Annotated in this window: 17 protein-coding genes; 10 read left to right on the top strand and 7 right to left on the bottom strand. The window is 67.9% G+C overall.

Going from position 1 to position 24,953, the window contains the following annotated elements; all coding sequences use genetic code 11:
* Positions 1 to 12: 12 nt before the first annotated feature.
* Positions 13 to 1,128 carry a catalase family protein gene (locus FA90_RS06205; RefSeq protein WP_036166996.1) on the bottom strand — a complete coding sequence of 372 codons (1,116 nt, stop codon included), beginning with the start codon at positions 1,126 to 1,128 and terminating at the stop codon, positions 13 to 15.
* A 205-nt stretch (positions 1,129 to 1,333) separates the two neighbouring features.
* On the opposite strand from FA90_RS06205, the gene FA90_RS06200 reads away from it, so the two are divergent.
* Together FA90_RS06200 and FA90_RS06195 are read left to right on the top strand one after the other, a co-directional pair.
* The gene (locus FA90_RS06200; RefSeq protein WP_036166992.1) at positions 1,334 to 3,640 is read left to right on the top strand and encodes an FdhF/YdeP family oxidoreductase; all 2,307 of its coding nucleotides are present in this window, start codon (positions 1,334 to 1,336) and stop codon (positions 3,638 to 3,640) included.
* Positions 3,641 to 3,647: 7 nt separating this feature from the next.
* On the top strand, positions 3,648 to 4,094 hold the full coding sequence (locus FA90_RS06195; RefSeq protein ID WP_051971494.1) for a PPC domain-containing DNA-binding protein: 447 nt from the start codon (positions 3,648 to 3,650) through the stop codon (positions 4,092 to 4,094).
* A gap of 39 nt (positions 4,095 to 4,133) precedes the next feature.
* Here FA90_RS06195 and FA90_RS06190 read toward each other — a convergent pair whose 3' ends face one another.
* From FA90_RS06190 to FA90_RS06175, 4 genes are read right to left on the bottom strand one after another with little or no spacing between them, the layout of a single operon-like run.
* A complete protein-coding gene (locus FA90_RS06190) occupies positions 4,134 to 5,744 on the bottom strand; it encodes a chemotaxis protein CheW (RefSeq protein ID WP_051971493.1) in 1,611 nt (536 codons plus the stop codon).
* The gene (locus FA90_RS06185; protein ID WP_051971492.1) at positions 5,741 to 6,340 is read right to left on the bottom strand and encodes a chemotaxis protein CheD; all 600 of its coding nucleotides are present in this window, start codon (positions 6,338 to 6,340) and stop codon (positions 5,741 to 5,743) included. Before FA90_RS06185 ends, FA90_RS06190 begins: the two co-directional genes overlap by 4 nt.
* Positions 6,337 to 7,185, bottom strand: coding sequence for a protein-glutamate O-methyltransferase CheR (locus tag FA90_RS06180; protein ID WP_051972115.1), 849 nt, complete (start codon positions 7,183 to 7,185; stop codon positions 6,337 to 6,339). The genes FA90_RS06185 and FA90_RS06180 overlap by 4 nt, the downstream gene beginning before the upstream one ends.
* A gap of 24 nt (positions 7,186 to 7,209) precedes the next feature.
* Positions 7,210 to 8,907, bottom strand: coding sequence for a PAS domain-containing methyl-accepting chemotaxis protein (locus tag FA90_RS06175; RefSeq protein ID WP_036166990.1), 1,698 nt, complete (start codon positions 8,905 to 8,907; stop codon positions 7,210 to 7,212).
* A 443-nt stretch (positions 8,908 to 9,350) separates the two neighbouring features.
* Between FA90_RS06175 and FA90_RS06170 the strand changes: the two genes are divergently transcribed.
* From FA90_RS06170 to FA90_RS06135, 8 genes are all read left to right on the top strand, one after another.
* On the top strand, positions 9,351 to 9,845 hold the full coding sequence (locus FA90_RS06170) for a DUF11 domain-containing protein (RefSeq protein WP_081933684.1): 495 nt from the start codon (positions 9,351 to 9,353) through the stop codon (positions 9,843 to 9,845).
* A gap of 34 nt (positions 9,846 to 9,879) precedes the next feature.
* Positions 9,880 to 11,196: an NEW3 domain-containing protein gene (locus FA90_RS06165; protein WP_036166987.1), complete on the top strand. Its 1,317-nt coding sequence runs from the start codon at positions 9,880 to 9,882 to the stop codon at positions 11,194 to 11,196.
* Positions 11,197 to 11,278: 82 nt separating this feature from the next.
* Positions 11,279 to 16,171 (top strand): DUF11 domain-containing protein, encoded by a 4,893-nt coding sequence (locus tag FA90_RS06160; protein ID WP_036166985.1) that lies wholly within the window; start codon positions 11,279 to 11,281, stop codon positions 16,169 to 16,171.
* Between the two features lie 35 nt (positions 16,172 to 16,206).
* Positions 16,207 to 17,922: a DUF11 domain-containing protein gene (locus FA90_RS06155; RefSeq protein ID WP_036166982.1), complete on the top strand. Its 1,716-nt coding sequence runs from the start codon at positions 16,207 to 16,209 to the stop codon at positions 17,920 to 17,922.
* A gap of 444 nt (positions 17,923 to 18,366) precedes the next feature.
* The gene (locus tag FA90_RS06150; protein WP_239700558.1) at positions 18,367 to 18,912 is read left to right on the top strand and encodes a response regulator; all 546 of its coding nucleotides are present in this window, start codon (positions 18,367 to 18,369) and stop codon (positions 18,910 to 18,912) included.
* Positions 18,913 to 19,001: 89 nt separating this feature from the next.
* On the top strand, positions 19,002 to 20,573 hold the full coding sequence (locus tag FA90_RS06145) for an ATP-binding protein (protein ID WP_036166976.1): 1,572 nt from the start codon (positions 19,002 to 19,004) through the stop codon (positions 20,571 to 20,573).
* A 2-nt stretch (positions 20,574 to 20,575) separates the two neighbouring features.
* Positions 20,576 to 20,944: a response regulator transcription factor gene (locus FA90_RS06140; protein ID WP_036166973.1), complete on the top strand. Its 369-nt coding sequence runs from the start codon at positions 20,576 to 20,578 to the stop codon at positions 20,942 to 20,944.
* A 251-nt stretch (positions 20,945 to 21,195) separates the two neighbouring features.
* Positions 21,196 to 21,453, top strand: coding sequence for a hypothetical protein (locus FA90_RS06135; protein ID WP_036166970.1), 258 nt, complete (start codon positions 21,196 to 21,198; stop codon positions 21,451 to 21,453).
* 86 nt (positions 21,454 to 21,539) lie between these two features.
* Here FA90_RS06135 and FA90_RS06130 read toward each other — a convergent pair whose 3' ends face one another.
* Entirely contained in the window at positions 21,540 to 22,556 is a 1,017-nt protein-coding gene (locus FA90_RS06130) for a spore coat U domain-containing protein (protein ID WP_036166968.1), read from the bottom strand.
* Positions 22,553 to 24,952, bottom strand: a complete 2,400-nt coding sequence (locus tag FA90_RS06125; RefSeq protein ID WP_051971489.1) for a fimbria/pilus outer membrane usher protein — start codon at positions 24,950 to 24,952, stop codon at positions 22,553 to 22,555. Before FA90_RS06125 ends, FA90_RS06130 begins: the two co-directional genes overlap by 4 nt.
* Position 24,953 lies beyond the last annotated feature (1 nt).

Genomic DNA, 24,953 nt, shown 5'->3' with positions numbered 1-24,953 from the left:
TTGTCATGAATATTACTTGAGGGCGCTTTTCAGCGCCTCAAGGTCGCGCGGCTCGGCAATATCGACGCCATTGCGCTCGGCGCGGAAGCGCTTGGACATGGCATACACCGCCTTGCGCACGCGGTTGACCGAGCCAAGCGGACGGTGCGCCGCCACCGCATGCCACGGGTTGAACTGCATGCCTTCGTCGACGGCGTGGGCCAGCGCGTCGTTCCAGCCCGCCTGCGGACCCGCACGCAGGCGCGCGACGGTCACGTACGGGCTCTCGGACTGGGACCACTCGACCGAGGCGTCCTCGATCGGCATCTTCTCGACGTCGGTGTTGAGCTGCACGCGCAATTCCCACTCGCCGCCTTCGCGCGCGAAGTGCTCGACGGTCGCTTCGCGCAGGCCGTCGGGCTTGTTCTTCAGGTCGACCGGCGCGTCGGTCAGCACACGCAGGTTGTCCGAGCTGGGCGCCAGCGAGAACTTGGCCATGTAGCGGCCGTACAGCATCGGCGTCTGCGAATAATAGGTCTCGCCCAGCGGATTGGTTTCCGGATGTCCGCCCAGGGTCTTGAGCGTGACGCTCTCGCCGCCCACCGCCTCGACCACTTTCTCGGCGCCGCGCAGCACCGCCGAGAAGGCTTTCTTCAGGTTCGGCGCCTTGTCGGTGGTGGCCGCCAGCAGCTTGACGTTGCCGAGGAATTTCTTGGCGTTCGGGGCGTTGAAGGCTGGACCGTTGACCATCACGAAGTCCTGGGTCGTGTCGTTCTCGCTGCCCTCGACGCGGACACCCGGCACACCGACCAGTTTCAGCGCCAGGCCGCGCGGGGTCGAGACGTTATCGTCCAGCACGTCCCCAGGCACGGTCGACAGGCGAAACACCGCCTGGTAGGTGCCGGCCTTGGCGAACAGGCCCTGCGCGTAGATTTCCGGCAGGCCGTCCAGTACCGTCAGCTCGCCGAGCAGCAAGCCGTGCGACTTGGCATGCACGCTGCGCGTGGCCCGGCCGGAGTCTTCGTAGGTGCGGGTCGAGATGTCGCGCATCGTGGTCTGCAGGTCGAAGCTGGTCTGGGTCTCGGCGTCTTCGGGCACCTCGAAGGCAGGCTCGTACGGAACCGGGCGGATGTCGGCGGGAGCGGTCATGTTGTTTGGCCAATAAAATGATAGAACTCATATCATCGCGGGCTCCAGCCCGTTGGTCTGTGCAACGCCGCACAAAATAATCAAATTCGCATCAAATCTACCTAGCTGAATTTACCGGAACTGGTGATGTGCGTTTCCGAACAGACGGAAGCGCGCGCGAGGCGCAGGGTGGGCGCCGCACGTCACTCACAACTGGGGCCTGAACATGAGCAAGGAAAGCAGCGGCAACGAACCGACCCTCCCATCCGGCGGTTGGGGCTCGGTCAAGGAAGTCACCAACATCCTCTTGCAGGAGCACATTCCGCTGAAGGGCGCGGCGGTGATGCTCAAGCAAAACAAGCCGGACGGCTTCATGTGCGTCAGCTGCGCCTGGGCCAAGCCGGCGCACCCGCACCCAGCCGAATTCTGCGAAAGCGGCGCCAAGGCCACGGCTTGGGAGATCACCAGCAAGAAGATCGGCGCCGATTTCTTCCGGAAGCACACGGTGCGCGAGCTGGAAGCGATGCACGACCACGAACTCGAAGACCTGGGCCGCCTGACCGTGCCGCTGCGCTACGACGCCGCCACCGACAAGTACGTCGAGGCGTCGTGGGACGCGGCCTTCGCCGACATCGGCGCACGCCTGCGCGCGATGGACCCGAAACAGGTCGTGTTCTACAGCTCCGGTCGCGCTTCGCTCGAAACCTCCTATATGTACAGCCTGCTGGCGCGCATGTACGGCAACAACAACCTGCCGGACAGCTCGAACATGTGCCACGAGAGCACCTCGGTGGCCCTGCCCAAGAGCATCGGCGTGCCGGTCGGCACCGTGGTGCTGGACGACTTCGACAACACCGACTGTATCTTCTTCTTCGGCCAGAACGTCGGGGTGAACAGCCCGCGCATGCTGCACCAGCTGCAGGACGCGCGCAAACGCGGCGTGCCGATCGTGACCTTCAACCCGCTGCGCGAGCGCGGCCTGGTCAGCTTCGTCAACCCGCAATCCCCCATCGAAATGCTCAGCGGCGCCGAGACCTGCATCAGCACCCAGTACCACCAGCTCAAGGCCGGCGGCGACCTGGCCGCGCTGATGGGCATCTGCAAGATCGTGATCGAGGGCGACGACGACGCGCGCATGCGCGGGGCCGCGCGCGTGCTCGACGTCGACTTCCTGGCCGAGCACGCGCACGGCTTCGAGGAATTCGCAGCCAGCGCGCGCGCCGCCGACTGGGACGAGATCGAGCGCGAATCGGGCCTGACCCGGCTGGCGCTGCGCGAAGCCGCCGAGCAGTACATGCGCGCGAAGAAGGTCATCGGTATCTTCGGCATGGGCCTGACCCAGCACCGCAACGGCGTCGAGAACATCAACATGCTGGTCAACCTGCTGCTGCTGCGTGGTAACATCGGCAAGCTGGGCGCCGGCATCTGCCCGGTGCGCGGCCACTCCAACGTGCAGGGCCAGCGCACCGTCGGCATCAGCGAAAAGCCCGAGCTGGTCCCGCTCGACAAGCTCGCGCAACAGTACGGCTTCGAGCCGCCGCGCGAGAAAGGCATGAACACCATCGACGCCTGCGAGGCCATGGTCGCCGGCAAGGTGCAGGCCCTGATCAGCCTGGGCGGCAACCTGGTGCGCGCGGTGCCCGACCGCGACGTGATGGAGCCGGCGTTCCGCAATCTGCCGCTGAACGTGCAGATCTCGACCAAGCTGAATCGCAGCCATCTGGTGCACGGCCAGGACAGCTGGATCCTGCCGTGCCTGGGCCGCATCGAGAAGGACCGCCAGGCCAGCGGCGAGCAGGCGGTGTCGATGGAAGACTCGACCGCCTGCATGCACGGCTCGCGCGGCCAGGTCGAGCCGGTGGCCGATACGCTGCTGTCGGAGCCGGCGATCGTGGCCGGCATCGCCAAGGCGACGCTGGCGCCGAACCCGAAGCTGGACTGGGACGCCTGGGTCGCCGACTACAGCAAGATCCGCGACGCCATCGCCGAGACCTACCCCGAGATCTTCCATGAATTTAACGCGCGCATGTGGACGCCCGGCGGCTTTCGCAAGCCGGTCGCGGCCGCCAAGCGCGAATGGAAGACCGAGACCGGCAAGGCCAACTTCACGGTCCCGGGAGGCCTGAACGCCGACCCCGACATGCCGCGCGCGCCCGATGCGCTGCGCCTGTTCACGGTGCGTAGCGACGGCCAGTTCAACACCACGATCTACAGCCTGGAAGACCGCTTCCGCGGCGTGCTGGACCGCATGGTGCTGTTCATGGCGCGCGCCGACATGGAGCGCCTCGGCCTCAAGGAAGGGGACTGGGTCAGCGCCAGCGCCGCCGTCGAGGAAACGGTCAAGCGCAGCGTCGACAAGTTGCGCGTGGTCGAGTTCCCGATCCCGGAAGGCTGCGTGGCCGGCTACTACCCCGAGTGCAATCCCCTGATCCCGCTGTGGCACTACGCCAAGGACAGCAAGGTGCCGGCCGCCAAGTCGATCGATATCCGCGTCACGCCCACTGGCGGCGGCAGCAAACGCCACCTGCATTGAGGCTTTCATGACGCACGCGGCAAAATGGATGCGCACGCCGACCGGCTACCTGATGGTGTTGACGGAGGGCGACGATTTCTTCGCCCACCTGACGATGCTGATGATCGCCGAGCAGGTGCCGTCGGCCAGCCTCACCGCCTTCGGCTTCGCCGGGGAAGTGACCATCGGCTTTTTCGACTTCGAGAAGAAGGCATACCGGCCGGCGCGTTTTCACCAGCGGGAGATGACCGGGATCAGCGGCACGCTGGCCTGGCAGGACGGCAAGCCGTCGATCCATGCGCATGGCGTGGGCGGCGGGGCCCACTACACCACGGTCGGGGGGCATCTGCTCGGCCTGACGGTGGGGCGTGGATCGCTCGAAGTGACGATCGTGCTGCACGAGCGCCGGCTGGAGCGGGTCAAGAACGAGGAGATCGGGGCGAATATCCTGCAACTGCCGCAGGATGGGGGGTAACCGGGCCCCGGCCCGCGCCGGGGGACCCCTCACCGTACTTCAGGCGTCCAGCGCGGCGCGCAGCGTCGCCATGAAGCGCGCCTTGTCGAACAGCGTGCGCACCTCTTCCCCGCCCTCGCCCGGCACTTCGAGCACCTCGCCGGCGTCCTGGCGCATGTCCTGCGGGCCGTTCTGGCGCAGCAGCTTGGGCGACGGACGGCGCTGGCTGTCGGCCAGGTTGAGGATGCTGTCGACGCGGTCGACGACCACGCCGTAGCGCTCGCCCTCGTGCTCGAGCACCAGCACGCGGCGCTCGGCCAGCTCGGCTTCCGATTCCGGCCCCGGCGCCATGCCGTACAGGCGGCGCAGATCGACCACGCAGATCATCTGCTGGCGCAGCTGCATCATGCCCTGCACGCAATCGGGCAGGCCGGGCGGACGCGTCAGGCCGTCCTGCAGCGCCACGATCTCGCGCACCTGGCCGATGTCGGTGGCCCAGCCGGTATCGAGCGAGAACGCCAGATACACCTGGCGCCGGGTGCGCGCCGCGGCGCACTGGCTGCCGTCCAGCTCGTGCTGGTAGAGGCGCCGGTGGCCGGCACAGATCTCGGCCACCTCGCCTTCCGAAAAGATCTGCTCGTGGGCCAGGAACAGCAGGTCGCCACGTTCGGTGTTCGGCAGGCAGCCGCGGAACATCGCCGCGCGGCGCGTCCCCAGCATCGGGATCGGCAGCACGTCGGCATCGAAATACGGACGGATGTCGTCGACCGCATCGACCAGCAGGCCGAGCAGGCCGTCCTGCACGCGCACGATCATGATGCGCCGGTGCTCCGGGTCCGCCTCCGGGACCGCGCACTGCAGCAGCGCGCCCAGGTCGACCACGCCGACCGCCTGGCCGCGCAGGTCGAGCCAGCCCTTGCACAGCTTGCCCAGCATGACCGAGGAGCGCAGTTCCGGCACCCGTATGATTTCCTGCACGGCGTCGATCGCCAGTGCGAACGCCAGGCCGCCGGCGCGGAAGGCCAGCGCCTTGCGGCCCTGGGCGCGGCGCAGGAAGCGCAGGCGCTCGGCATCGCGCGCGGCGCTCTGGGCGCGCACCTGGGGCACGTTGTCGATGCGCACCAGCGCGGCCGGATCGAGCACCTGCACCAGGCGCGCACCGTCGTCCAGCGCCAGGGCGCCGGCGATCACGCTATCCCGGCCGCAGGCGGCCGGCTGGCTCAGGTGATGGCGCTGCTCGGGACGCACGCGCAGCACTTCGCCAGTGCTGTCGAACACCAGGCCGACCAGCACTTCCTCGTGTTCGATGATCGCCACCCGCTGTTCCGCGCCGGCGGCGGGCGCGCACGGATCGAAGATGCGCGCCAGGTTCAGCACGGGAATGGCGCTGCCGCGCAGCATGAAGATCCCCTCCAGGCAGTCCGGCGACAGCGGCAGCCGGGTCATGCGCCCGGGCATGCCCACCACCTCGCGGATGCAGGCGGCGTCGAGCGCGAATTCCTGGCCGTCCAGGTAGAAGCTGCCGAACAATGCCCAGCCGGCGGCCTGGGCCAGCACGGCGCCGGCGGCGGCGCGCGCCGCCTGCTCGGCAGCCAGGGCGGCCTTGACCGCGTCGGCCTGCGCCGCGGCGGGCGCCAGGCTGTGCGCTTGAAGCATGATGTGCGCGGTCATACGGCCGCCCCTGCGCCCAACCCGACGGCGCGGCGCGCAGGCGCCGGATCGGTCTGCGCCACCCGCTCGATCTTGTAGCTCATGGCGGCACAGTCGATCGACAAGCGGCGGCCCTGGTGCCCGCCGACGTCTTCGAACGCCACCTGCAGGCCGCGCGAGCCCAGTTGCGCGTGCGCGGCCAGGATGTTGCGGCAGCCGACCGCCGCATCGCCGCCCGGCAGGCGCAGCATGCGTGCGCCACCGGCGATCACGATCTCGACCTCGTCGTACTGCTCGCGCCGCACACCCAAGGCGGCCAGCAGCGCCGGCACCGCCGTGCTGACGTAGCGCGCGCTGTGCATGCCATTGTCCAGCACGCCTTCGGGCAGCAGGCAATGCGCCAGCGCGCACACGCCGCGCGCGCGCCAGATCATGCCGATGCCCACACAGGAACCGAGCAGCGCGGTCAGGACGTCGCCGCCGCGGCCGACTTCGATCTGGCCGGTCCAGACGTGGCGGCGGGCATCGCGCGCACATCCGTCCGGCACATACCTGGGAACCAGGCCGGGCATCATCGGCTGGGTGCGCGCCAGGGTCGCGCCAGTCATGCGGTTCATGCTGCCTCCTCGTCGATGTGATACACGTGCGCCTGCTCGAACGCGAACGCGGTGTTCAGGCGGGTGATCGATTCCTGCTCGCCCAGGATCAGCTTGGCGCCCGGGCACATGGCCTTGCGCACCTGGGCCAGGACGCGCTGCTGGTGCGGTTCGTCGAAGTAGATCAGCACGTTGCGCAGCATTACCAGGTCGTAGCGCGCCACGCTGGGCGGCGCTTCCAGCAGGTTGTGCGGCGCGAAGCCGACGTGGTCGCGCAGCGCGGGCGCCACGGTATAGCGCTCCGGGCCACCTTCCAGGTAGCGCTGGAACAGCTCCGGGCGGGTGGCTTCGAAACGCTCCACGGTGCGGCCGCGGTAGACGCCGGCGCGCGCGGCTTCCAATGCCTGGGACGAGATGTCGGTGCCCTCGATCGCGAAGCGGAACGACGGATGGCGGCGCTGGAATTCGAGGCAGATCATGGCCAGCGAATAGGCTTCCTCGCCGGTGGCCGCCGCCGCCGACCAGATCCGCAGCGGGCGCGCATTCATCCTGGCCGTCATGCGCGCCTGCCAGGTCGGCAGGAACTCGTCGCTCAGGTACCACCACACTGCCGGGGTGCGGAAGAACGCGCTGTCGTTGGTCGTGACCGCGTCGACGAAGCGGGTCACCTCGGCGCCGCCGCGGCGCACCGTCTCGATGTAGTCGCGGTAACTGGCGCTGCCCACCGCACGCATGCGCGGCAGCAGGCGGCCCTGCAGCAGCACGCGCTTGGTGCCGTTCATGGCGATCCCGGTGTGGCTGCGCACCAGTTTGATCACCGCGTCGAGGTCCTCGTCACCCAGTTCCATGCTGGCTCCCATGTTCATCGTCGTCTCCCGTTCGAACTGCAATCAGACCGAAAAGCGGCCGACCGCGCTCGACAGGCGTTCGGCGTTGTTGTTCAAGCCCTCGGTGGAGCGCGCGATGCTGTCGCACGAACCGGCCGAGCGCTCGGTTTCCTGGGCGATGTACGAGATCGCCACGCCCACTTCCTTGGCCGTCAGCGACTGCTCGCCGGCGCTGGCGGAGATATCGGCGATCGCCAGCGAGGTCTTTTGCACGCCGGTGCTGATGCGGTCGAATGCTTCGCTGGCCTGGCGCGAGATGTCGCTGCCCTGGGCCACGCGGCGCACCGATTCGTTGATCAGCTTGGAGATTTCCTTGGTCGCCTGCGAGGAACGCTCGGCCAGCTTGCGCACCTCGTCGGCCACGACCGAGAAACCGAGGCCGTGTTCGCCGGCGCGCGCCGCCTCGATCGCGGCGTTGAACGCGAGCATATTGGTCTGGCTGGCGATCTCGCCGATCACCTTGACGATCTCGCCGATGTCTTCCGAGGACTGGTTGATCGCGCCCATCGCCTCGATCGAGCGGGCGATGGCCTTGGCGCCCAGCTCCGCCTCGTTGTGGGTGGCCTGGGCCAGGGTGTTGGCGTCTTGGGTGCTGCGCGCGATGGTCTCGATCGAGGCGGTCAGGCCGTCGACCGAGGCGTTCATCTGCTCGACCGTGGCGCCCAGGGCCTGGGCGCTGGCCGCGACGGTGTTGGAACGCTCGGCGATGGCGCGCGAGGAATCGGACAGCTGGTCGGCGGCTCTGACCACGTCGCCGATCACGGTGCGCAGGTCGCCGATCATCTGCATCACGCCGCGCGCCAGCTGGTCGAGCGGCTCGTCGCCCTCGACGTCGCAGGCGCCGGTCAGGTCGCCCTGGGCGGCGCGCGCCACCACGGCCAGCAGGCAGCCGACCTTGCGGTGCTCGGCTTCGGTGCGCGCGGCGGTTTCCTCCTCCAGGCGCACCTGCTCGGTGATGTCGGTGGCGAACTTGACCACTTTGAACGGCTTGCCGTTGAGGTCGAAGATCGGGTTGTAGGTGGCCTGGATCCAGACCTGCTTGCCGTTGTTGCCGATGCGCTTGTAGCGGCCGCTGTCGAATTCGCCGCGGTTGAGCTTTTGCCAGAACTTGCGGTAGGCGGCGCTCGCCGCGTACTCGTCTTCGCAGAACACGCGGTGGTGTTCGCCCTGCACGTCGGCCAGTTCGTAGTCGAGCAGCTCGAGGAAATTCCGGTTGGCGCTCAGCAGCTGGCCTTCCATGTCGAATTCGACCACTGCCTGGGCCTTGCCGATCGCGGTGACCAGGCCGCAGTGCTCGGCGTTGCGCAGTTTCTGTTCGGTGATGTCGGTCGCAAACTTGATCACCTTGGACACGCGGCCTTCGGCGTCGACCACCGGGTTGTACGACGCGTTGATCCAGAACTCCTTGCCGTCCTTGCCCACGCGCTTGTATTCAGCGCGATCGGCGATGCCGATGCTCAGCTCTTCCCAGAAGCGCTTGTATTCGGCCGAAGCGGCAAAGTCGCGCTCGCAGAACATCGCGTGGTGACGGCCGACGATCTCGTCGGCGCCGTAGCCGGTCAGGCGCAGGAAGTTGCCGTTGGCGCGCTGGATGATGCCGTCGGCGGAGAACTCGATGATCGCTTGCGCACTGTCCAGTGCGGCGTAGGCGGCGCGCAGTTCCTGCAAGGCCCCTTGGGATTCCGGTTGATGTTGGTCCATGTCGTCGTATCGAAAGAAAGTGGGGTGGCCGGCAGGCCCGTTTGGCCCTCTGGGTCAGCCGCGTTATTGCTTAACGACATCATCTCGCAAATCTTTCCAAACGTAAATCACGCAAAGCCGATAAAAACGGAACTTGCGTATTTGCGTTGTAGAGTGGCAACGCCTTACGCAGCGCACGTCTGTGCGCACTTGATTTTCCCAAGCATGTGGACCGTGCCTTTCATTGCGCGGCATTGGATTGCTCGCTCTTCCCTGCGCTTTTCCGTGCAAATCCGTCTGATTCGACCCGCATTGTTGTTTCGTAAGTACAACATAAATGTAATTTAGAAAGTTTTTCTTGAGAAACTCGGCAAAAGTGATACTGTTCTGAATGCCGCGTAATCGGCAAATTCGAAACCTCGGCGTCGCAACGGCGACGCCTTTTCCGACATGAGGAACACAAGATGATGAATCGAATAGTCTCGCTGGTAGCGGCATGCGCACTGATGCTGTGGACCGGCCTTGCCCTCGCCGCCGATTCGACCCCGGTCGAAGTCACGCTGCGTGCTTTCCAGGTCAATGCCGCCCTGGGCGGCAAGCTGGTGCCGACGCTGGAGGCCCGTCCCGGTGACGTCATCGAATACCAGGTCACCTGCCGCAACCCGGCCAAGGCGGCCGCCAGGCAGGTCGCCGCCACGCTGCCGGTGCCGGCCGGCGGGATGGCCTACCTGGACGGCAGCGCCAGTCCGGGGCTGCTGCAGGCCAGCCTCGACGGCGTGCATTTCGCTCCGGCGCCGCTCAAGCGCGAAGTGACGCGCGAGGGCAAGCGCGTGAGCGAAACCGTACCCCCATCCGAATACAAATTCCTGCGCTGGAACCTGGGCGACCTCGCCGCCGGCCAGCAGGTCACGGTCAGCGCGCGCATGCGCCTGCCCTCCACCAACGACAAGCAGTCCTGATCCATAACCCCCAAGCACACAAGGAGCGCACACCATGAACCCCCGTCTTACCGTCGTCGCCGCCGCCGTGATGTTCGCGGCCGCCCATGGCGCCCAAGCCGCGACCGCGGCCGGCACCCAGATCACCAACACCGCCAGTGCGACCTACCTGGACGCCGCCCTGGGCGCGCACACCGCGACCTCGAACACGGTGATCACCACGGTCCAGCAGGTCGCCAGCCTGAGCGTCGGCCCTAACGAAGCCAAGAACGCGGCCGCCGGCACCCAGGTCGTGTACGCCCAGAGCGTGACCAACACCGGCAACGGCAGCGACAGCTTCAACCTGACCGCGGCCAACAGCGGCGCCTACGCCATGGCCAACGTGCAGTTCTTCGCCGACGCCAACGGCGACGGCGTGGCCGACAACGCGACCCCCATCACCAGCACCGGTCCGCTGTCCGCCGGCACGACCTTCCGCTACGTCGCCGTCGCCACGCTGCCGGGTTCGGCCAGCGTCGGCAGCACGAACGCGATGGTCGTGACCGCGACCAGCGTCTTCAACGGCGCGATCTCGGCCGCCGCCACCGACACCACCACCGTCACCGCCGCCTCGACCATCGACATCACCGCCAACTCGGCCGGCAGCAGCGCGCCCGGCGCGGGCCCGGGCGTGGAATCCAGCCCCGTGGTGACCAACATCACGACCGCCGGCAGCACCACCCGTTTCACGCTGTACTTGAACAACATGGGCGGCAGCGCCGACACCTTCAACCTGGCCGCCAGCACCGACGGCAGCTTCGGCAGCATCTCGCTCCCGAGCGGCTGGACCGTGGTGTTCAAGGACGCCAGCGGCGCCGTCATCACTTCCAGTACCGTCAACCCGGGCGCAAGCAACGTCGTGTACGCCGACGTGACCCCGGCCGCCGGCGCGACCGTCGGCACGACCGACCTGTACTTCCGCGCGCTGTCGCCCACTTCGGGCGTGTCCGACCGCATCCACGACGCCGTCACCATCGCCGCCAACGCGATCCAGGTCACGCTGACCAAGGTGCAGGCGATCGACGCCAACTGCGACGGCGTGGCCGACACCGCGTTCAGCAGCAGCCCGATCACCACCGGCGCGATCCCGGGCGCCTGCATCCGCTACCAGATCACCGCCACCAACAGCGGGGCGACGCCGGTCAACACCGTCGTCATCAACGACAACGTGCCGGCCAACACCACTTATCACGCCAGCGTGGCCGCCAACAGCACGCTGGGCGCGGTGGTGGCGCCAGTGGCCGGCACGACCGGCGTGGTGTCGGCGAACGTCGGCGTGCTGAGCCCCGGCCAGTCCGCCACCATGAACTTCGGCGTGCGCATCAACCCGTAATGCCGACCCCATAGCGATCCCGCGCCGCCGACCGGCGCGGGCACTGCCCGAACCTGAAACGTTTGCAGCTACGGCCCCCATCATGCAAGCCCTGTTCCGATTTTTTCTCTGCACCTGCCTGGCCCTGCTGACCTCCGTCTGCGGCGCCCAGGTCGTCAACCAGGCCAGCGTCAGCTTCGCCAGCCCCGCCGCAGCCAGCCCTGCGCAGCGGTCGAACATCGTCAGCGCGCTGGGGACCCAACGCAACACCATCACGTATTTCACCGGATTCGACTATACGAAGCGCGCGGCGATCACCGCCGCCGGCCAGCTTCTGTACATGCAAGCCGTCGCCCCCGCCTGCAACGCCAACCCGAATGAGCTCGACACGATCAAGATCGACGTCCGCTCCAGCAACAGCGGCGACATCGAGACCTTCACCGCCATCGAAACCTCGCCGGACAGCGGGGTGTTCCGCGTGCCGCGCAACGCCATGCCGGTGGTGACGTCCGCCTCGAATACGGCCGCCACGTCGCGCTCCGTCAGCAGCGACGAGGACAGCACCAAGGTGACCTCGGGCGACGGCGCACTCGCCGCGGCCAAGAACGACACCTTGACCGCATCCATCGAAGGCTGCGGCACGGGCGTCAGCACGACTTCGATCCTGGTCGACCCGTCCGGCGTGGTGTTCGACAGCCATACCAACCAGCCGCTGGCCGGTGCCACCGTCACCCTGATCGACGTCACCGGCGCCGGCAACGGCGGCCATGCGGGGGGCCCGGCGCGCGTGTTCGACGTCGACGGCGTCACGCCGGCCCCGAGCACCCTGGTCACCGGCGCCAACGGCGGCTACGTGTTCCCGCTGGTCGGCCCCAGCCTGTACCGCCTGCAAGTGACCGCCCCGACCAATTACACCTACCCGTCGAAAGTCCCGGCATCGCAGCTCGCGGCCGGCCGCACCATCCACCTGTACGGCTCGTACGGCGCGAATTTCCCGGTCAACGAAGCCACCGGCGCGGTCACCCTCGATGTCCCGCTCGACCCGGTCCCGGGCGCGCTCTACCTGGAAAAGAGCGCCTCGCGCGCCAACGCCGAGCTGGGCGACTTCGTCGACTACACGATCCGCGTGCACAACGCCGCCGAGCAGAACCTGCAGGGCGTGATCGTCGACGACGACCTCCCGGCCGGCTTCCACTACCAGGCCGGCACGCTGCGCCTGGACGACGCGGCGCAGGCCGATGCGCCCGGGGCCAACGATTCGAAACTGCATGTCGAGGTCGGCCAGCTGGCCGCCGGCGGCGTGCGCACCCTGCGCTACCGCGTACGCATCGGCGCCGGTGCGCTGCAGGGCGACGGCATCAACCGCGCGCGCGCCACCAGCGCCGCCCCGCTGGTGCTGGCCAGCAGCGTGGCCGCCGCCAAGGTCAAGGTCGAGGCCGGCGTGTTCAGCGAAAAAGGCTTCATCGTCGGCCGCGTGTTCGCCGATTGCGACGGCGACGGCGACGGCGTCAAGGCCGCGCAGGAACCGGGCGTGCCGGGCGTGCGCATCTACCTGGAAGACGGCAGCTGGTCGATCACGGACGCCGAAGGCCGCTACAGCTTCGCCGAAGTGCGTCCGCGCACCCACGTGGCCAAGCTGGACGGCTTCACCCTGCCGGCCGGAGCGATGCTGGCCATCACCTCCGGGCGCAACGCGGGCGACGCCGGCAGCCGCTTCGTCGACCTCAAGGACGGCGAACTGGCCAAGGCCGATTTCGCCCTGGCCGGCTGTTCGCCCCGGTTGCGCGCCGACATCGATGCGCGCCGCGCCCAGCTGCGTGCCGCCGAGCAGAGCGCGAAGCCCGCCGCCGCCCGGAACAAGCCCGCCGACGCGAACAACGCCGGCGCCGACCTGGCCGCGCTCGACAACACCCTCGGCTTCGTCGACCTCGAAGACGGCGCCATCCTGCCGCGCGCCCAGGCCACCATCCGCGTCAAGGGCACGGTCGGCTCGACCTTCGCATTGATCGTCAACGGCGAAGCCGTGGCCGAGACCCGCATCGGCCGGCGCAGCAAGGTCGATGCGCGCCAGCTCGAGAGCTGGGAATTCGTCGGCGTCGCACTGCGTCCGGGCAGCAACGTGCTCGAAGTACGCCAGATCGACCAGTTCGGCAATCCGCGCGGCAGCCGTCGCATCGACGTCAAGGCGCCCGGCGCCCTGAAACGCATCCGCATCGACCTCGACAAGACCACCGTGCCGGCCGACGGCAAGGCGACGGCGATGCTGCGCGTGCGCCTGGAAGACGTCAACGGCCTGGCGGTGACCGAGCGCACCCCGCTCACGATCGACAGCAAACTGGGCCTGTGGCAGCAGACCGACCTCGACCCGCGTACCCCGGGGCTGCAGGTGTTCGTCGAAGGCGGCAGCGCCGACTTTGCGTTGCGCGCCCCGGTCGAACCGGGCGAGACCCGCATCCGCGCCGCTTCCAGCAACGTCAGCGCCGAAACCGGCCTGTCGTTCGTGCCCGAGCTGCGCCCGCTGGTCGCGGCCGGCGTGTTCGACGGCGCGGTCAGCTTGAACCGCAGCAAGGGCAACACCTCGGACCCGGTGCGCGAGTTCGACGCTTTCGAAGACCAGCTGCGCCACGTCGGCGACCAGACCCAGGTCGGGGCCCGCGCCGCGATGTTCATGAAGGGCAAGGTCGGCGAGAATACGCTGCTCACCGCCGCTTACGATTCGGACAAGGCCAGCGACGGCAAACTGTTCCGCGACCTCGACCCGAACGCCTACTACACCACCTACGGCGACGACAGCAAGCGCGGCTTCGACGCCCAGTCGAGCGTGCGCCTGTACCTGCGCGCCGACCGCGACAAGTCGTGGCTGCTGTTCGGCGACATGACCCCGCCGGGCGCGACGCCGCAGCGCAACCTGGGCGCCTACACCCGCAACCTGAACGGCCTGCGCACCCACACCGAGTTCGGTAGCCTGGCTGTCGACGCCTTCGCCAGCCACGACAGCACCCGCCAGATGGTCGAGGAAACGGCCGCCAACGGCACCTCGGGCCCGTACCACACCGGCAGCGGCACGATGGTCGTCAACAGCGAGCGCATCGAGATCCTGGTGCGGGACCGCAACCAGAGCGGCATGATCCTGTCGCGCAAGGCGCAGGTGCGCTACGTCGACTACGACATCGAGCCGCTCACCGGCCGCATCCTGTTCCGCGCCCCGGTTCCCAGCCTGGACGCCGACCTGAACCCGGTGACCGTGCGCATCAGCTACGAAGTCGACCAGGGCGAGCCGGCATTCTGGGTCGGCGGCGCCGCCATCCAATACAAGATCGGCGAGCACGTCGAGCTCGGCGCCAGCCACGTCGACGACCGCAACCCGGCCCTGCCGACCACCCTGTCGAGCGTGAACGCCACCGTCCGCGCCGGCGAGAAAACCAGTGTGACGATCGAAGCCGCCCAGATGGACAAGGCCGGCGCGGCGGGCCGCGCGGCGCGCATCGACGCCGTCCACAGCGACGGCAGCCTGGACACCCGCGTGTACGCCGGCCGCGCCGATCTCGGCTTCGACAACCCGAGCTCGAGCCTCCCGCGCGGGCGCGTGGATGCGGGGGCGCGCGTGCGCTGGCAGGCGCTCGAGCGCGTCGGCGTGCAGGGCGAACTGCTGCATACCGAAGACCTGACCACTGGCGCCGCGCGCGACGGCGTGCAGGTCTCCGGCAGCTATGCCTTCGGCAACGGCGTGAAGGTCGAGGGCGGCGTGCGCCGCGCCCATGAAGTCGCTGGTGCCAACACCGTGCTGGCCAGCCCGGACCTGACCAGCCTGCGCGCCAAGGTCTCGAGCCAGATCCCGGGCCTGCCCCAGGCCGGCGTGTACGTGGAAGCCGAACAGGACGTGCGCGACAGCGGCCGCCGCATGGCCGCGCTGGGCGGCGAGTACCGCATGAACAACGGCGCCCGCCTGTACGGCCGCCATGAACTGATCAGCAGCCTTGGCTCGAACTACGCGCTCAACGAAGGCCAGCAGCGCAACGCCACGGTGTTCGGCATCGACGCCGACTACATGAAGGATGGCCGCGTCTTTTCGGAATATCGCGCGCGCGGCGCCCAGGACGGCATGACCGGCATCGGCGCCAGCGGCGCCAGCGGCGCGCGCCAGGCCGAGGCCGCGATCGGCCTGCGCAACCTGTGGAACATCGCCGACGGCGTGCGCGGCAGCACCAGCTTCGAGCGCGTGCAGGTCATCGCCGGTTCGAACGCCGACCAGGCGATCGCCGTGGCCGGCGCCATCGAATACAGTCGCGACCCGCGCTGGAAGGCCAACGCCCGCCTCGAGCTGCGCCACGGCGCCGACGCCGACAGCGTGCTGAACACCCTGGCGCTGGCGTACAAGCTGTCGGACAGCTGGGCGCTGCTGGGCAAGAACACGCTGTCGGCCAACCGCAGCGCCGAAGGCGGTGTCAACGGCCACAGCGTGCGCGGCACCGAATGGCTGCAGACCGGCGTGGCCTACCGCGGCCTGGAGACGATCGGCTGGAACGGCCTGGCCAAATACGAACTCAAGCGCGAGCAGGACAATGGGCCGGCCGACTTCGCGCGCACGGTGCACCTGGTCGCCGCCAACGCCAACTGGCAGCCGGACAGCGCCACCGTGCTGTCGGCGCGCTGGGCCGCCAAGGCCGCCGCGGACCGCTCGGGCGGCATCGCCAGCCGCAGCGTCGCCCAGCTGGTCAGCGGCCACCTCACGCGCCAGCTCGGCAAGGACTGGGACGTCGGCGCGGTGGCCCAGGTGCTGGTCTCCGCCGGCAGCCGCCAGTTCGGCGCCGGCCTTGAAGCCGGATATCAGCTGCGCCGCAACACCTGGGTCTCGGTCGGCTACAACCTGCTCGGCTTCCACGAGCGCGACCTGGCCGGCCAGGACGCCACCGCCAAAGGCATCTACGCGCGCCTGCGCATCAAGTTCGACGAGCGCTCGCTCGACGGGCTGCTGGCGGCCGATGCAATGAAATGAGCGCCCGCATACCAAAAACAGATCCGGACACCGTGATGATCCCGCACCCGAACCCGTACTCGAATCCGACCCTGAACCGCATCTGCGCCGTGCTGCGCTGGCTGGCGGGCAGCCTGGCCTCGGCCTTGATCCTGCCCCTGATCGCGCTGCTGCTGTCGATCCAGCCGGCCCGAGCGGCTTGCTCGATCGGCGCCTGCGTCTCGGCCGGTCCGCGCCTGGCCAGCGTCAGCACCGCCCAGAGCGCCCTGCTCGGCCCGCTGCTCTCGAGCCTGACCGGCACCAATATCAGCTTGACCGCGGCCGACTGGAATGCGCTGGCCCAGGGCGACGTCAATCTGCTCGGCGTGCTCAACGCCCTTCACGCCGGCGCCAACGTGTCCAGCCCGTCCCAGGCGCTGGCCGCCAACGTGACGCTGGCCCAAGTCGCCGCCGCGCTGCAGGCCCAGGCGCAAGCCCAGGCCAACACCAGCCTGTCGGGCGCCTTGTCGAGGCTGCAGGGCCAGTTGGCCGTCGCCGGCGCCACCGTGCGCCTGGCCGACCTGCTGCAGGTGAGCGCCGAGCCCGCCGCGCTGGCCAACACCGCCATCAATTCGCTCGACATGCTCAGCGGCCTGGTCCAGCTGTACAACCGGCGCAACGTGCTGAGCACCCCGACCCCGGTCGGCGTCTCGGGCGGCGCGCTGGGCATGGCGGGCGTGGTCAACAGCCTGCTGCTGTCCGCACAGGTGATCGAGTCGCCGGTCTACATCTGCGGACCGGCGGGCTCGAGCTTCCACTCGGCGGCGGTGCGCGTCAAGCTCAAACTCGACCTGGTGACGCTGAGCCCCGCGACCACCGCGCTGACTGCGATTCCCGGCGTGTATGCGGCCTCGATCGCCATCAGCAAGCTCGACGTCTATATAGAAAGCGCGCGCGGTGACGGCGCGCTGTCGGCAGTCGATGCCGCCGCCAAATCGGTGACGCTGCAGGTGACCCCCGGCGTGGCCGACGCCTACATCGGCAGCATCGCCGACGAAGTATTCTTCAACCGCACGCGCACGCTGTCGGCCTCGGACGTCGGCTACGGCGTCATCGGCCAGCTGATCCTGAACGGCGCCAAGGTCGACATCCGCGTCAAGAGCGCGGCGCGCGGCCAGGCGCCGTTCGCCACCAGCGTCACCATGAGCGGGGCCTTCCCCCAGACCCGCACTGTCAGCACCAGCACGGCCTTCGCCACCAACCTGGCCGGCAGCCTGATGAACAACCTCGACCTGACGATCGCCCCTTCGCTGGGCTTGCTGGACGCGGCCGTGCTGCCGGTGCTGAAAACGCTGGTGGTCGGTGCGCTCAATCCGGTCTTGGCCCAGATCCTCACTGGAATCGCCGACCCGCTGCTGCAGCTGCTCGGCATTGGCCTGGGCCAGATGGTCGTGACGGTGGACGGAATCTGCCAGGCCTGCGACGACTTCAAGCTGACCAAGGCCGTCGACAAGACCGGCGCTGCCCCGGGCTCGACCATTACCTACACGATCGCGTACACCAACACTGGCACCGCGACGCTCAGCGGCCTGAAGATCACGGACACGACGCCACCGTTCACGACCTATGCGGCCAGTACCTGCGGTCCATTGCCACCAGGCTCGGGCCTGACCGGCTGCAACGTGGCCAGCAGCCCGGCGCCGGGGGCCAGCGGCGCGGTCGAGTGGCGCTTCAGCGGTACCTTGGCGCCGGGCGCCACCGGGCAGGTGACGGTCACGGTGACGATACAGTAGCGGTCTAATATTGTTTAGATACAACAAACATTGTCACAAATGTGGCGAGATGGGTTATGCAATAAATTGACGAAATGCAGTTTTCGCTGTCACTGCAGGTGATAATTCGATAGAATCGAAACTTAATAAAAAACGCAAGGACTTCACACATTAGTGGACAACAAGGCGTGATACGCGGTTAAAATGCCAGTTAGAACAATTGCAGCTGTAATCAATAAGCATGAGCTTGAGCACACGGATACAGCTGTAAATACACTTTTCGCTTGATAAGATGCTACCCTGTTGCGTTCCTTAAGGAATCATTCGATGTATTTCTGCTAATCCTGCTTGACAGTACCAGCAAACAACGTAAAATCGATAAATATGAAATTGCATAGCAGTCAGAGTGTGCGGGAGCACAGCTACGACGCAGCCGACTTCTGCTCCACCAAAGAGGCAGCGACGATGTTGGGCGTGTCCCATCGCACGGTGCAGCTGTGGGTGGAGAGCGGCGTGCTGCAGGCGTGGAAAACCGCCGGCGGGCATCGCCGCATCGCGCTCGCGTCGGTGAACCGGCTGGTCGACCAGCGCAGCCACGCGATCCAGCCGCCGCCCGCCCACGACGGCGTCTCGCTCGAACGCAAGGTGCTGCTGGTCGACGACGACTCGACCATGCTGCGCCTGTACGAGCTGGAAATCGGCGGCTGGGACCTCCCGCTCGACGTGATCAAGGCCGGCAACGGGTTTGAGGCCCTGATCAAGATCGGCGAAGCCAAGCCCGACCTCCTGATCAGCGACCTCAGCATGCCCGGGATGGACGGGTTCCGCATGATCCGCACGCTGCGCGCCGATCCGGCGTATAGCGGCATGGCGATCATCGTCATCAGCGGCCTGGATCGTGCGACCATCAAGTCGATGGGCTTGCCGGAAGATATTCCGGTGTTTTCCAAGCCGGTTCCCTTCGTCGAATTACGCAAGGCCGTCGACCAGGTGCTCACAAAAGCGGCTTGATCGGTGTCAACTCCGGGTCGCGACTTGACAGCTTGCAATTTCTTCTTGGAAGATTGACATCATCTGTTAGACGCGCTTATTGACCGACCATGGCTGAAACACCGAACAACGACGACGAAGCGCACCGCCTCCAAGTTCTGCTCAACCTGAACATCCTCGACACCCCTGCCGAGGAGCGGTTCGACCGCATCACCCGCCTCGCTTCGCGTCTGTTCAACGTCCCTATCGCCCTGGTCAGCCTGGTCGATGCCAACCGCCAGTGGTTCAAGTCGCGCCAAGGTCTTGCTGTGGCGCAAACCGACCGCTCGATGTCCTTCTGCAGCCATGCGATCAAGCAAGAGCAGGTCATGGTGGTCGAGGATGCACTGCAAGATCCCCGCTTCGTCGCCAACCCGCTGGTCAGCGGCGACCCCAACATCCGCTTCTACGCCGGCTCGCCGCTGGTCGCGCCCGACGGCAGCCGAGTCGGTACGCTGTGCCTGATCGATCGCGCGCCGCGCGCGTTCAGCGCGGAACAAGCGGCCACGCTGCGCGACCTGGCGGCGATCGTGGCCAACGAACTTGCGGCCGTCGAGCTGAACCGCGCGATCCAGGTCCAGCGCGAGAGCGAAGCCGGCATGCACGCGCTGATCGAATACATGCCCGAAGGCGTACTGCTGCTGGACGCCGCCGGCAACATCCTGTTCGTCAACCCCGCCGCCGAGCGCATCTTCCAGCGCACGACGGGCGACCTGGTCGGCCGCTCGGCCTTGGGCCTGCTGGCCGAGCCGGACGTCCGCGCCTGGGCGGCGCCCGGCAGCCTGCCGAACCTGCAGGCGGTCGAGACCGTGGGCCGGCGCGCCGACGGCAGCCAGTTCCCGCTCGAGTTCACCATCAACCGCATGCTGCTGGCCGGCGAGCGCCGCATCACCGCGATCGTGCGCGACATTTCGATACGGCGCCAGGTCGACGACAGCAACCGCGCCACCGACGAGCGCCGCCGCAAGTACTTCGCTACCGCCACCCACGAGCTGCGCACGCCGATGGCCAGCGTGCTCGGCTTTTCCGAGTTGCTGCTGAAACGCGACTTCGACCCCGCCACCGGACGCGAACTGATCGAGATCATCCACCGCCAGGCCAGCCGCCTGGTGGCCCTGATCAACCAGTTGCTCGACCTGGCGCGCATCGAGGCCGGCGGCAAGGAGTCGCTCGACATCCGCGCGCTGGCGGCGCCCGAGCTGATCGAACAGACGCTGGCCGGCCTGGTCGGCCTGGGCGACACCGCACGCATCCAGGTCACGCTGGAGGATAGCCTGCCGCCGCTGCTGGGCGATGCCGACAAGCTGCAGCAGGCGCTGACCAACATCGTCAGCAACAGCGTCAAATACTCGGCGCCGGGCAGCCCGATCCTGCTGGACGCTGCCCCTGCCCTCCTCGAGGCCACGCCGGCGGTGGCGATCCGGGTGCGCGACCAGGGCATCGGCATGACGCCCGAGCAGGTCGCGCAGGTGTTCGACGCCTTTTACCGCGCGGACAACGCGTCCGGCGCCACAGGCAGCGGCCTGGGCATGACGATCTTCAAAGAAATCATCGACCTGCACGGCGGCACGGTCGAACTCACCTCGACGCCGGGCAGCGGCACCAGTATCACGATGGTGCTGCCCGCAGGCGTCCCGACCTGACCATGGAAAAAACGATACTCGTCATCGAGGACCAGGACGACCTGCGCCTGCTGATTCGCCTCACCCTGAAACAACTCGGCCGCGTCAGCGCCCATGCGGACGCGCGCGCGGTTATCGAGCTGGTGCGCACTGAGCAGCCTGCGCTGCTGGTGCTCGACGTGTGGCTCGGCGCCGGCTTGAACGGGCTGGAGGTCTGCCGCGAACTGAAAGCCGGCGCTGCCGGGCATATTCCGAAGGTGCTGATGCTGTCGGCCTGCGGCCAGCAGAGCGACGTCGAGGCCGGGCTCGCTGCCGGTGCCGACCGCTATGTCGTCAAGCCGTTCAGCCCCGAAAGTCTGGTTCAGGCGGCGTCCAGCCTCCTCGCAGACTGAGCTGCGCTTTAGAGGAAAACCTCTAATATATTTTTCGCGCTTCGAATCGATAAAAGCAGCAACAGCAAATGAAGTTTCTTATGAGAATCTCTTATTTCTTTAATGCAATCTTAAGAAACGTTCTCGAAAGCCGCTAAACCGAAACTCCCTTTCCTGCCGCCCGTTTTTGCGATGTAAATACGCAACTTGCGTGCTTTGCCAGCCTTCGCGATAATGCAATCACTGTATTGATATCGCAACGCGAGGATAGAATGAAGCTGAAACGGTTGAAGGCGCTGACCCTGGTACTGCTGGCATGGACCACCATGTCCCAGGCAGCCGGTACCGTCGCAACCCACAGCAGCAGCGCCAGCATGGAAGTCGGCCTGCGCATCGTCGATGCCTGCGCGATCCAGACCAGCCCGAGCACCGGCGCCAGCGTCGAGTGCAAAGAGGGCAGCCCCTACTCGATCCAGGCGGCTCCGTCCGGCGCCACGGCTGCCGCCCCGGTCATCACCGTGGCCTTCTGATCCCCCTGCGCATAAAGAAAAAGGCGCCGCAGCGCCCCGTTCCCGTCCCTGCCTATATGGCGCGCAGCTCGCGCGCCGCCTGAGTCCTAGAACACGATCGTCGCCGTCACCCGGTCCTGGTAGTCGCCCGGCGAGGGCGTGTTCTGCTTGGGCACGAGTCCATACACCGTCATGCTTTGTACCACGCCAGTGCCGATGCCGGACAGGACGTCGCTCGCGCTGGCGCTGACGCCATCGCCCCAGACCGGGCCATCGAGCGTGCGCGACAGCGAATAGGCGATCGTCTCGCCAGTGGCCGCGTTCTTCATTTTGCGCCCGAGCGCCAGGCTGCCAACCGTACCGCCGCTCAGCGCGACCTGGTATGTGGTGCCGGCGCTGCACTTGGCCGACAGTGTGCTGCTGGCGCGCGCGGCGCCGCTGAGGATGCCCTTGCTGCCGAACACCAGGCTGCCGGCCGTGATCTGGCAGTCATTGATGACGTTGGCCGTGACCTGGAAGCTGAACGACGCCGTCTTGCCGCCGCTGCAGCCGGCGCCCACCAGCGTCGAGAAGTTGTAGCTGATGCTGCCGGACCCGGCAAAACTGGCCGTGTACGGTGTGCCCGCGCCCGACGGTTTCAGGCCGGTCAGCGCCGCGGCCGGGATGCGCGCGTAGACCGGAAACGTGGCCGTCTGCACGCTCAAGGCCAGCAAAGCCGTAAAGGTAGTGGTCACCGGCTTGGCGCTGGTCGGCATGCCGGCCCCGCCGCCCCAGACAGACCCGGCGGCGTAGGTGGAATCCCGGTACAGCTCGTACGACAGCACGGCGCCGCCATAGCCCATCGCGCGCGCGCCGCCGCTGGTCGGGCTGCCCAGGCCGAGGTTGATGCACACCGTGGCGTTCGGCAGCAGGACCGCCGAGGTGCCCAGCAGCGTGCCGCCGGAGAAATTCCAGTAGCAGGTCACGGTGATCGTGCCGCTGGCGTAGTAATCGCTGCCGGCGATCGGGCTGACCGCGCCGAACACGACATCGGTGGCGGCGGCGCTGCAATCGTCGGCGCGCGCCGGCTGGCAGCCGAACAGCAGCCAGCACAGGCCGGCCAGCATCAGGATACGTCGGATCATTGTTGGGCTCCTCGTGGATCGTTCTCTGGTTGGATGCCGCCCGCAGGCTTGCAGGCGAGCGGGCCGATGGCCGGCAGCTCGCCGGCCGGTCCCGGGCGGTAATCGAAGCGCACTTCGCAGCGCGCGGCGCCGCTGCCGAGCAGCAGGCGGTTGTGTTCCTTCAGGCCGTCGACGAACAGCACGCCGTCGTAGCCGACCACGGTGGCGGCGCCGCTGTCGGCATTCAGCACCGGGGTGCCATCCGGCATCGGCTTGCCGTCCGCGCCCTGTACGGTCACGGTGGCGGCGGCGTAGCGCTCGATCTTGAACGACGCCAGCACACCGGCCTGGCGCTGCGGCACGACGCTGGCGCTGGCCGCGCCGATATGGCTGTCGATCGGCAAGTTGCTGGTATCGATCGCGATCCGATTCGGCATGTACGGCACCAGGTTCGGCACCAGCAGGTGGCCGGAGGCGTCGGTGCGGCCGATCTCGCGGTTCTCATGGATCACCGGCACCCCGGCCACTCCGGTCGAGACCAGCGCGAAGCCGCTGCCGACCTGGCGCGCCGCGGTGACGCTGCCGTCCATCGCCACGATCGCGCCGCTGGCGTCGACCGAGGTGCTGCGTGCGCCGCCGCTGGACTGGGTGAACAGCATGACTTCGCCCGCGTTGCCGAGATAGCGGCCCTGGGCCGCGTCGAAGCCGTAGCGCGCGCTGCTGCCCTTTTGCAGCGCCCAGCCGAAGCCGCCGCCGTAGTCGGGCGCGCGCGACAGCTGCACGCTGCGCGTGGTGTCATTGCCCTGGCGGCCGACGTTGGCGCTGGCGCCGACGTGCCCGCCGAGCGACATGCTCAGGCTGAAGGCCAGGCCACGCACGCCGCGGTCCTTGAAGTCGCGGTAAGCGGACAGGCTCAGGTACAGCACACGGGCGACGCTGGCCGACCACACCAGCGAGGCGATGCGCACGCGCCCATCCTGCAAGCCTTGCCGGGTCGCGACATACGACAGCCCCAGGCTCTGCGCGCGCGGCAGCGCGAGGTTCAGGTTCAGGCGGTCGCTCACGCGGTCGACCGGCGTTCCCGCCGCCGTGCCCAGGTCGGCATAGGCGCGGCTGGCGCGCCGGCGTTCGGTATCGATCGAAAAGCGCGGCGACACGTACTGGTAGCCCAGTGCCGCCTGCGCACCGTGCTGGCTCGCCGCCAGCGAACCAGACAACACGCCCAGCTGGCCCAGGCGCCACAGCAGGCCGGCGCCGCCGTTGACCAGGCCATGCCCGGTTTCCGCATGCGCCTCGAGCGTCAGGCGCTCGTTCAGGCCGTAGCGCAGCGAACCTGTGGCGACCGGGGCCGGATCGTAGGCCAACGAGCGCACGCCGTAGCCGCGCCGCAGCGCGCCCAGGTCGAACGCATAGTCGACCAGGCCCGGCGCCAGCATGCGCGTGTCGACGTACAGCGGGACGCTGGCCGAGACCGCGCGCCCGAGTGCGTCGCGGGTGACGATCGTGGCCTGGCCGGCGCCGTTCAGGCCGGCAACCCCGTTCAGCACGAAGGGGCCACTCGGCACCGCCGCGTTGTACTGCTGGATGCCGTTCACGTACAGGCTGACGTTGCTCGGCACCACCGCCGAGCCGCTCAGCGCCGCCAGCGGATAAGTCAGCAGGTCCGGGCGCAACGCGAAGTTCTTGCGCCATTCGACCCCGCCCAGGCGCAGCGAGCGGGTCCAGGACAGCGAGGGCGTGACGGTGTCGCCGACCAGGAAGGTGGCCAGGCTGGCCGGATCGGAATGGCTCCAGGCCGTGTCGTAGCGCACGTAGCCGGCTTGCGGCCCGCGCAACACCAGGTTGCCGGTGCTGCTGAGCACCCCGTGCGCATCGAACCAGCGCGCTTCGTGCAGCAGCGCGGCACCGCCGCTGCCGCCGAGCTGGCCGTACAAATCGTAGTTGAGCAGCGCGCCCGGGCTCACCGCCCCCGCGCCCGCCTCGACCGTGGGGCGCGCCAGCAGCGCCAGGGGAGCGCGCAGGGCGCCGCCCAGGTGCAGGTCGATGCTCTGGCCGGCGCGATCGTAGGTGTAGGTGAGCGACGGCACGGCGTCCAGCTCGAAGCTGTCCTGGCCGTCGACGCCGAAGCGCAGCGGATCGAGGCCCAGGTCGCGCAGCGCCTGCACCTGGGTGCGCAAGCCGCGCGGACCTTGGGTGAACGGGGCGACCTGGCCGCTGTCCTGGCCGTCGATGCTCACTTCCAGGTACAGCTCGGCGTCGTTCGCCGCGGGCGCCGCTTCGCCCTCGCGCGCGGGGGCGGGCGTGCTCGCGCGCGCGGGCGCGGCCAGCTGCGCGCGCGCGCCGCACGGCGCCAGGCCCATCAGCCCCAGCGCGAATACCGACAGCGGCCGCCAGGCCGCGCTTGCCTTGCCCGCCACG

Origin of the sequence: Massilia sp. 9096 (assembly GCF_000745265.1) — a bacterium.
GTDB lineage: Bacteria > Pseudomonadota > Gammaproteobacteria > Burkholderiales > Burkholderiaceae_D > Telluria.
Note: the sequence above shows the minus strand (reverse complement) of the source record. Positions and strands in the feature narration are given on the sequence as shown.

Bases quoted from the DNA above. Each gene is read 5' to 3' on its own strand.
- FA90_RS06170 (WP_081933684.1), top strand. From the start codon at position 9,351: ATGATGAATCGAATAGTCTCGCTGGTAGCGGCATGCGCACTGATGCTG.
- FA90_RS06180 (WP_051972115.1), bottom strand. From the start codon at position 7,185: ATGAACATGGGAGCCAGCATGGAACTGGGTGACGAGGACCTCGACGCG.
- FA90_RS06130 (WP_036166968.1), bottom strand. From the start codon at position 22,556: ATGATCCGACGTATCCTGATGCTGGCCGGCCTGTGCTGGCTGCTGTTC.
- FA90_RS06190 (WP_051971493.1), bottom strand. From the start codon at position 5,744: ATGACCGCGCACATCATGCTTCAAGCGCACAGCCTGGCGCCCGCCGCG.
- FA90_RS06150 (WP_239700558.1), top strand. From the start codon at position 18,367: ATGTTGGGCGTGTCCCATCGCACGGTGCAGCTGTGGGTGGAGAGCGGC.
- FA90_RS06200 (WP_036166992.1), top strand. From the start codon at position 1,334: ATGAGCAAGGAAAGCAGCGGCAACGAACCGACCCTCCCATCCGGCGGT.
- FA90_RS06165 (WP_036166987.1), top strand. From the start codon at position 9,880: ATGAACCCCCGTCTTACCGTCGTCGCCGCCGCCGTGATGTTCGCGGCC.
- FA90_RS06135 (WP_036166970.1), top strand. From the start codon at position 21,196: ATGAAGCTGAAACGGTTGAAGGCGCTGACCCTGGTACTGCTGGCATGG.
- FA90_RS06185 (WP_051971492.1), bottom strand. From the start codon at position 6,340: ATGAACCGCATGACTGGCGCGACCCTGGCGCGCACCCAGCCGATGATG.
- FA90_RS06145 (WP_036166976.1), top strand. From the start codon at position 19,002: ATGGCTGAAACACCGAACAACGACGACGAAGCGCACCGCCTCCAAGTT.
- FA90_RS06195 (WP_051971494.1), top strand. From the start codon at position 3,648: ATGACGCACGCGGCAAAATGGATGCGCACGCCGACCGGCTACCTGATG.
- FA90_RS06205 (WP_036166996.1), bottom strand. From the start codon at position 1,128: ATGACCGCTCCCGCCGACATCCGCCCGGTTCCGTACGAGCCTGCCTTC.
- FA90_RS06175 (WP_036166990.1), bottom strand. From the start codon at position 8,907: ATGGACCAACATCAACCGGAATCCCAAGGGGCCTTGCAGGAACTGCGC.
- FA90_RS06160 (WP_036166985.1), top strand. From the start codon at position 11,279: ATGCAAGCCCTGTTCCGATTTTTTCTCTGCACCTGCCTGGCCCTGCTG.
- FA90_RS06140 (WP_036166973.1), top strand. From the start codon at position 20,576: ATGGAAAAAACGATACTCGTCATCGAGGACCAGGACGACCTGCGCCTG.
- FA90_RS06155 (WP_036166982.1), top strand. From the start codon at position 16,207: ATGATCCCGCACCCGAACCCGTACTCGAATCCGACCCTGAACCGCATC.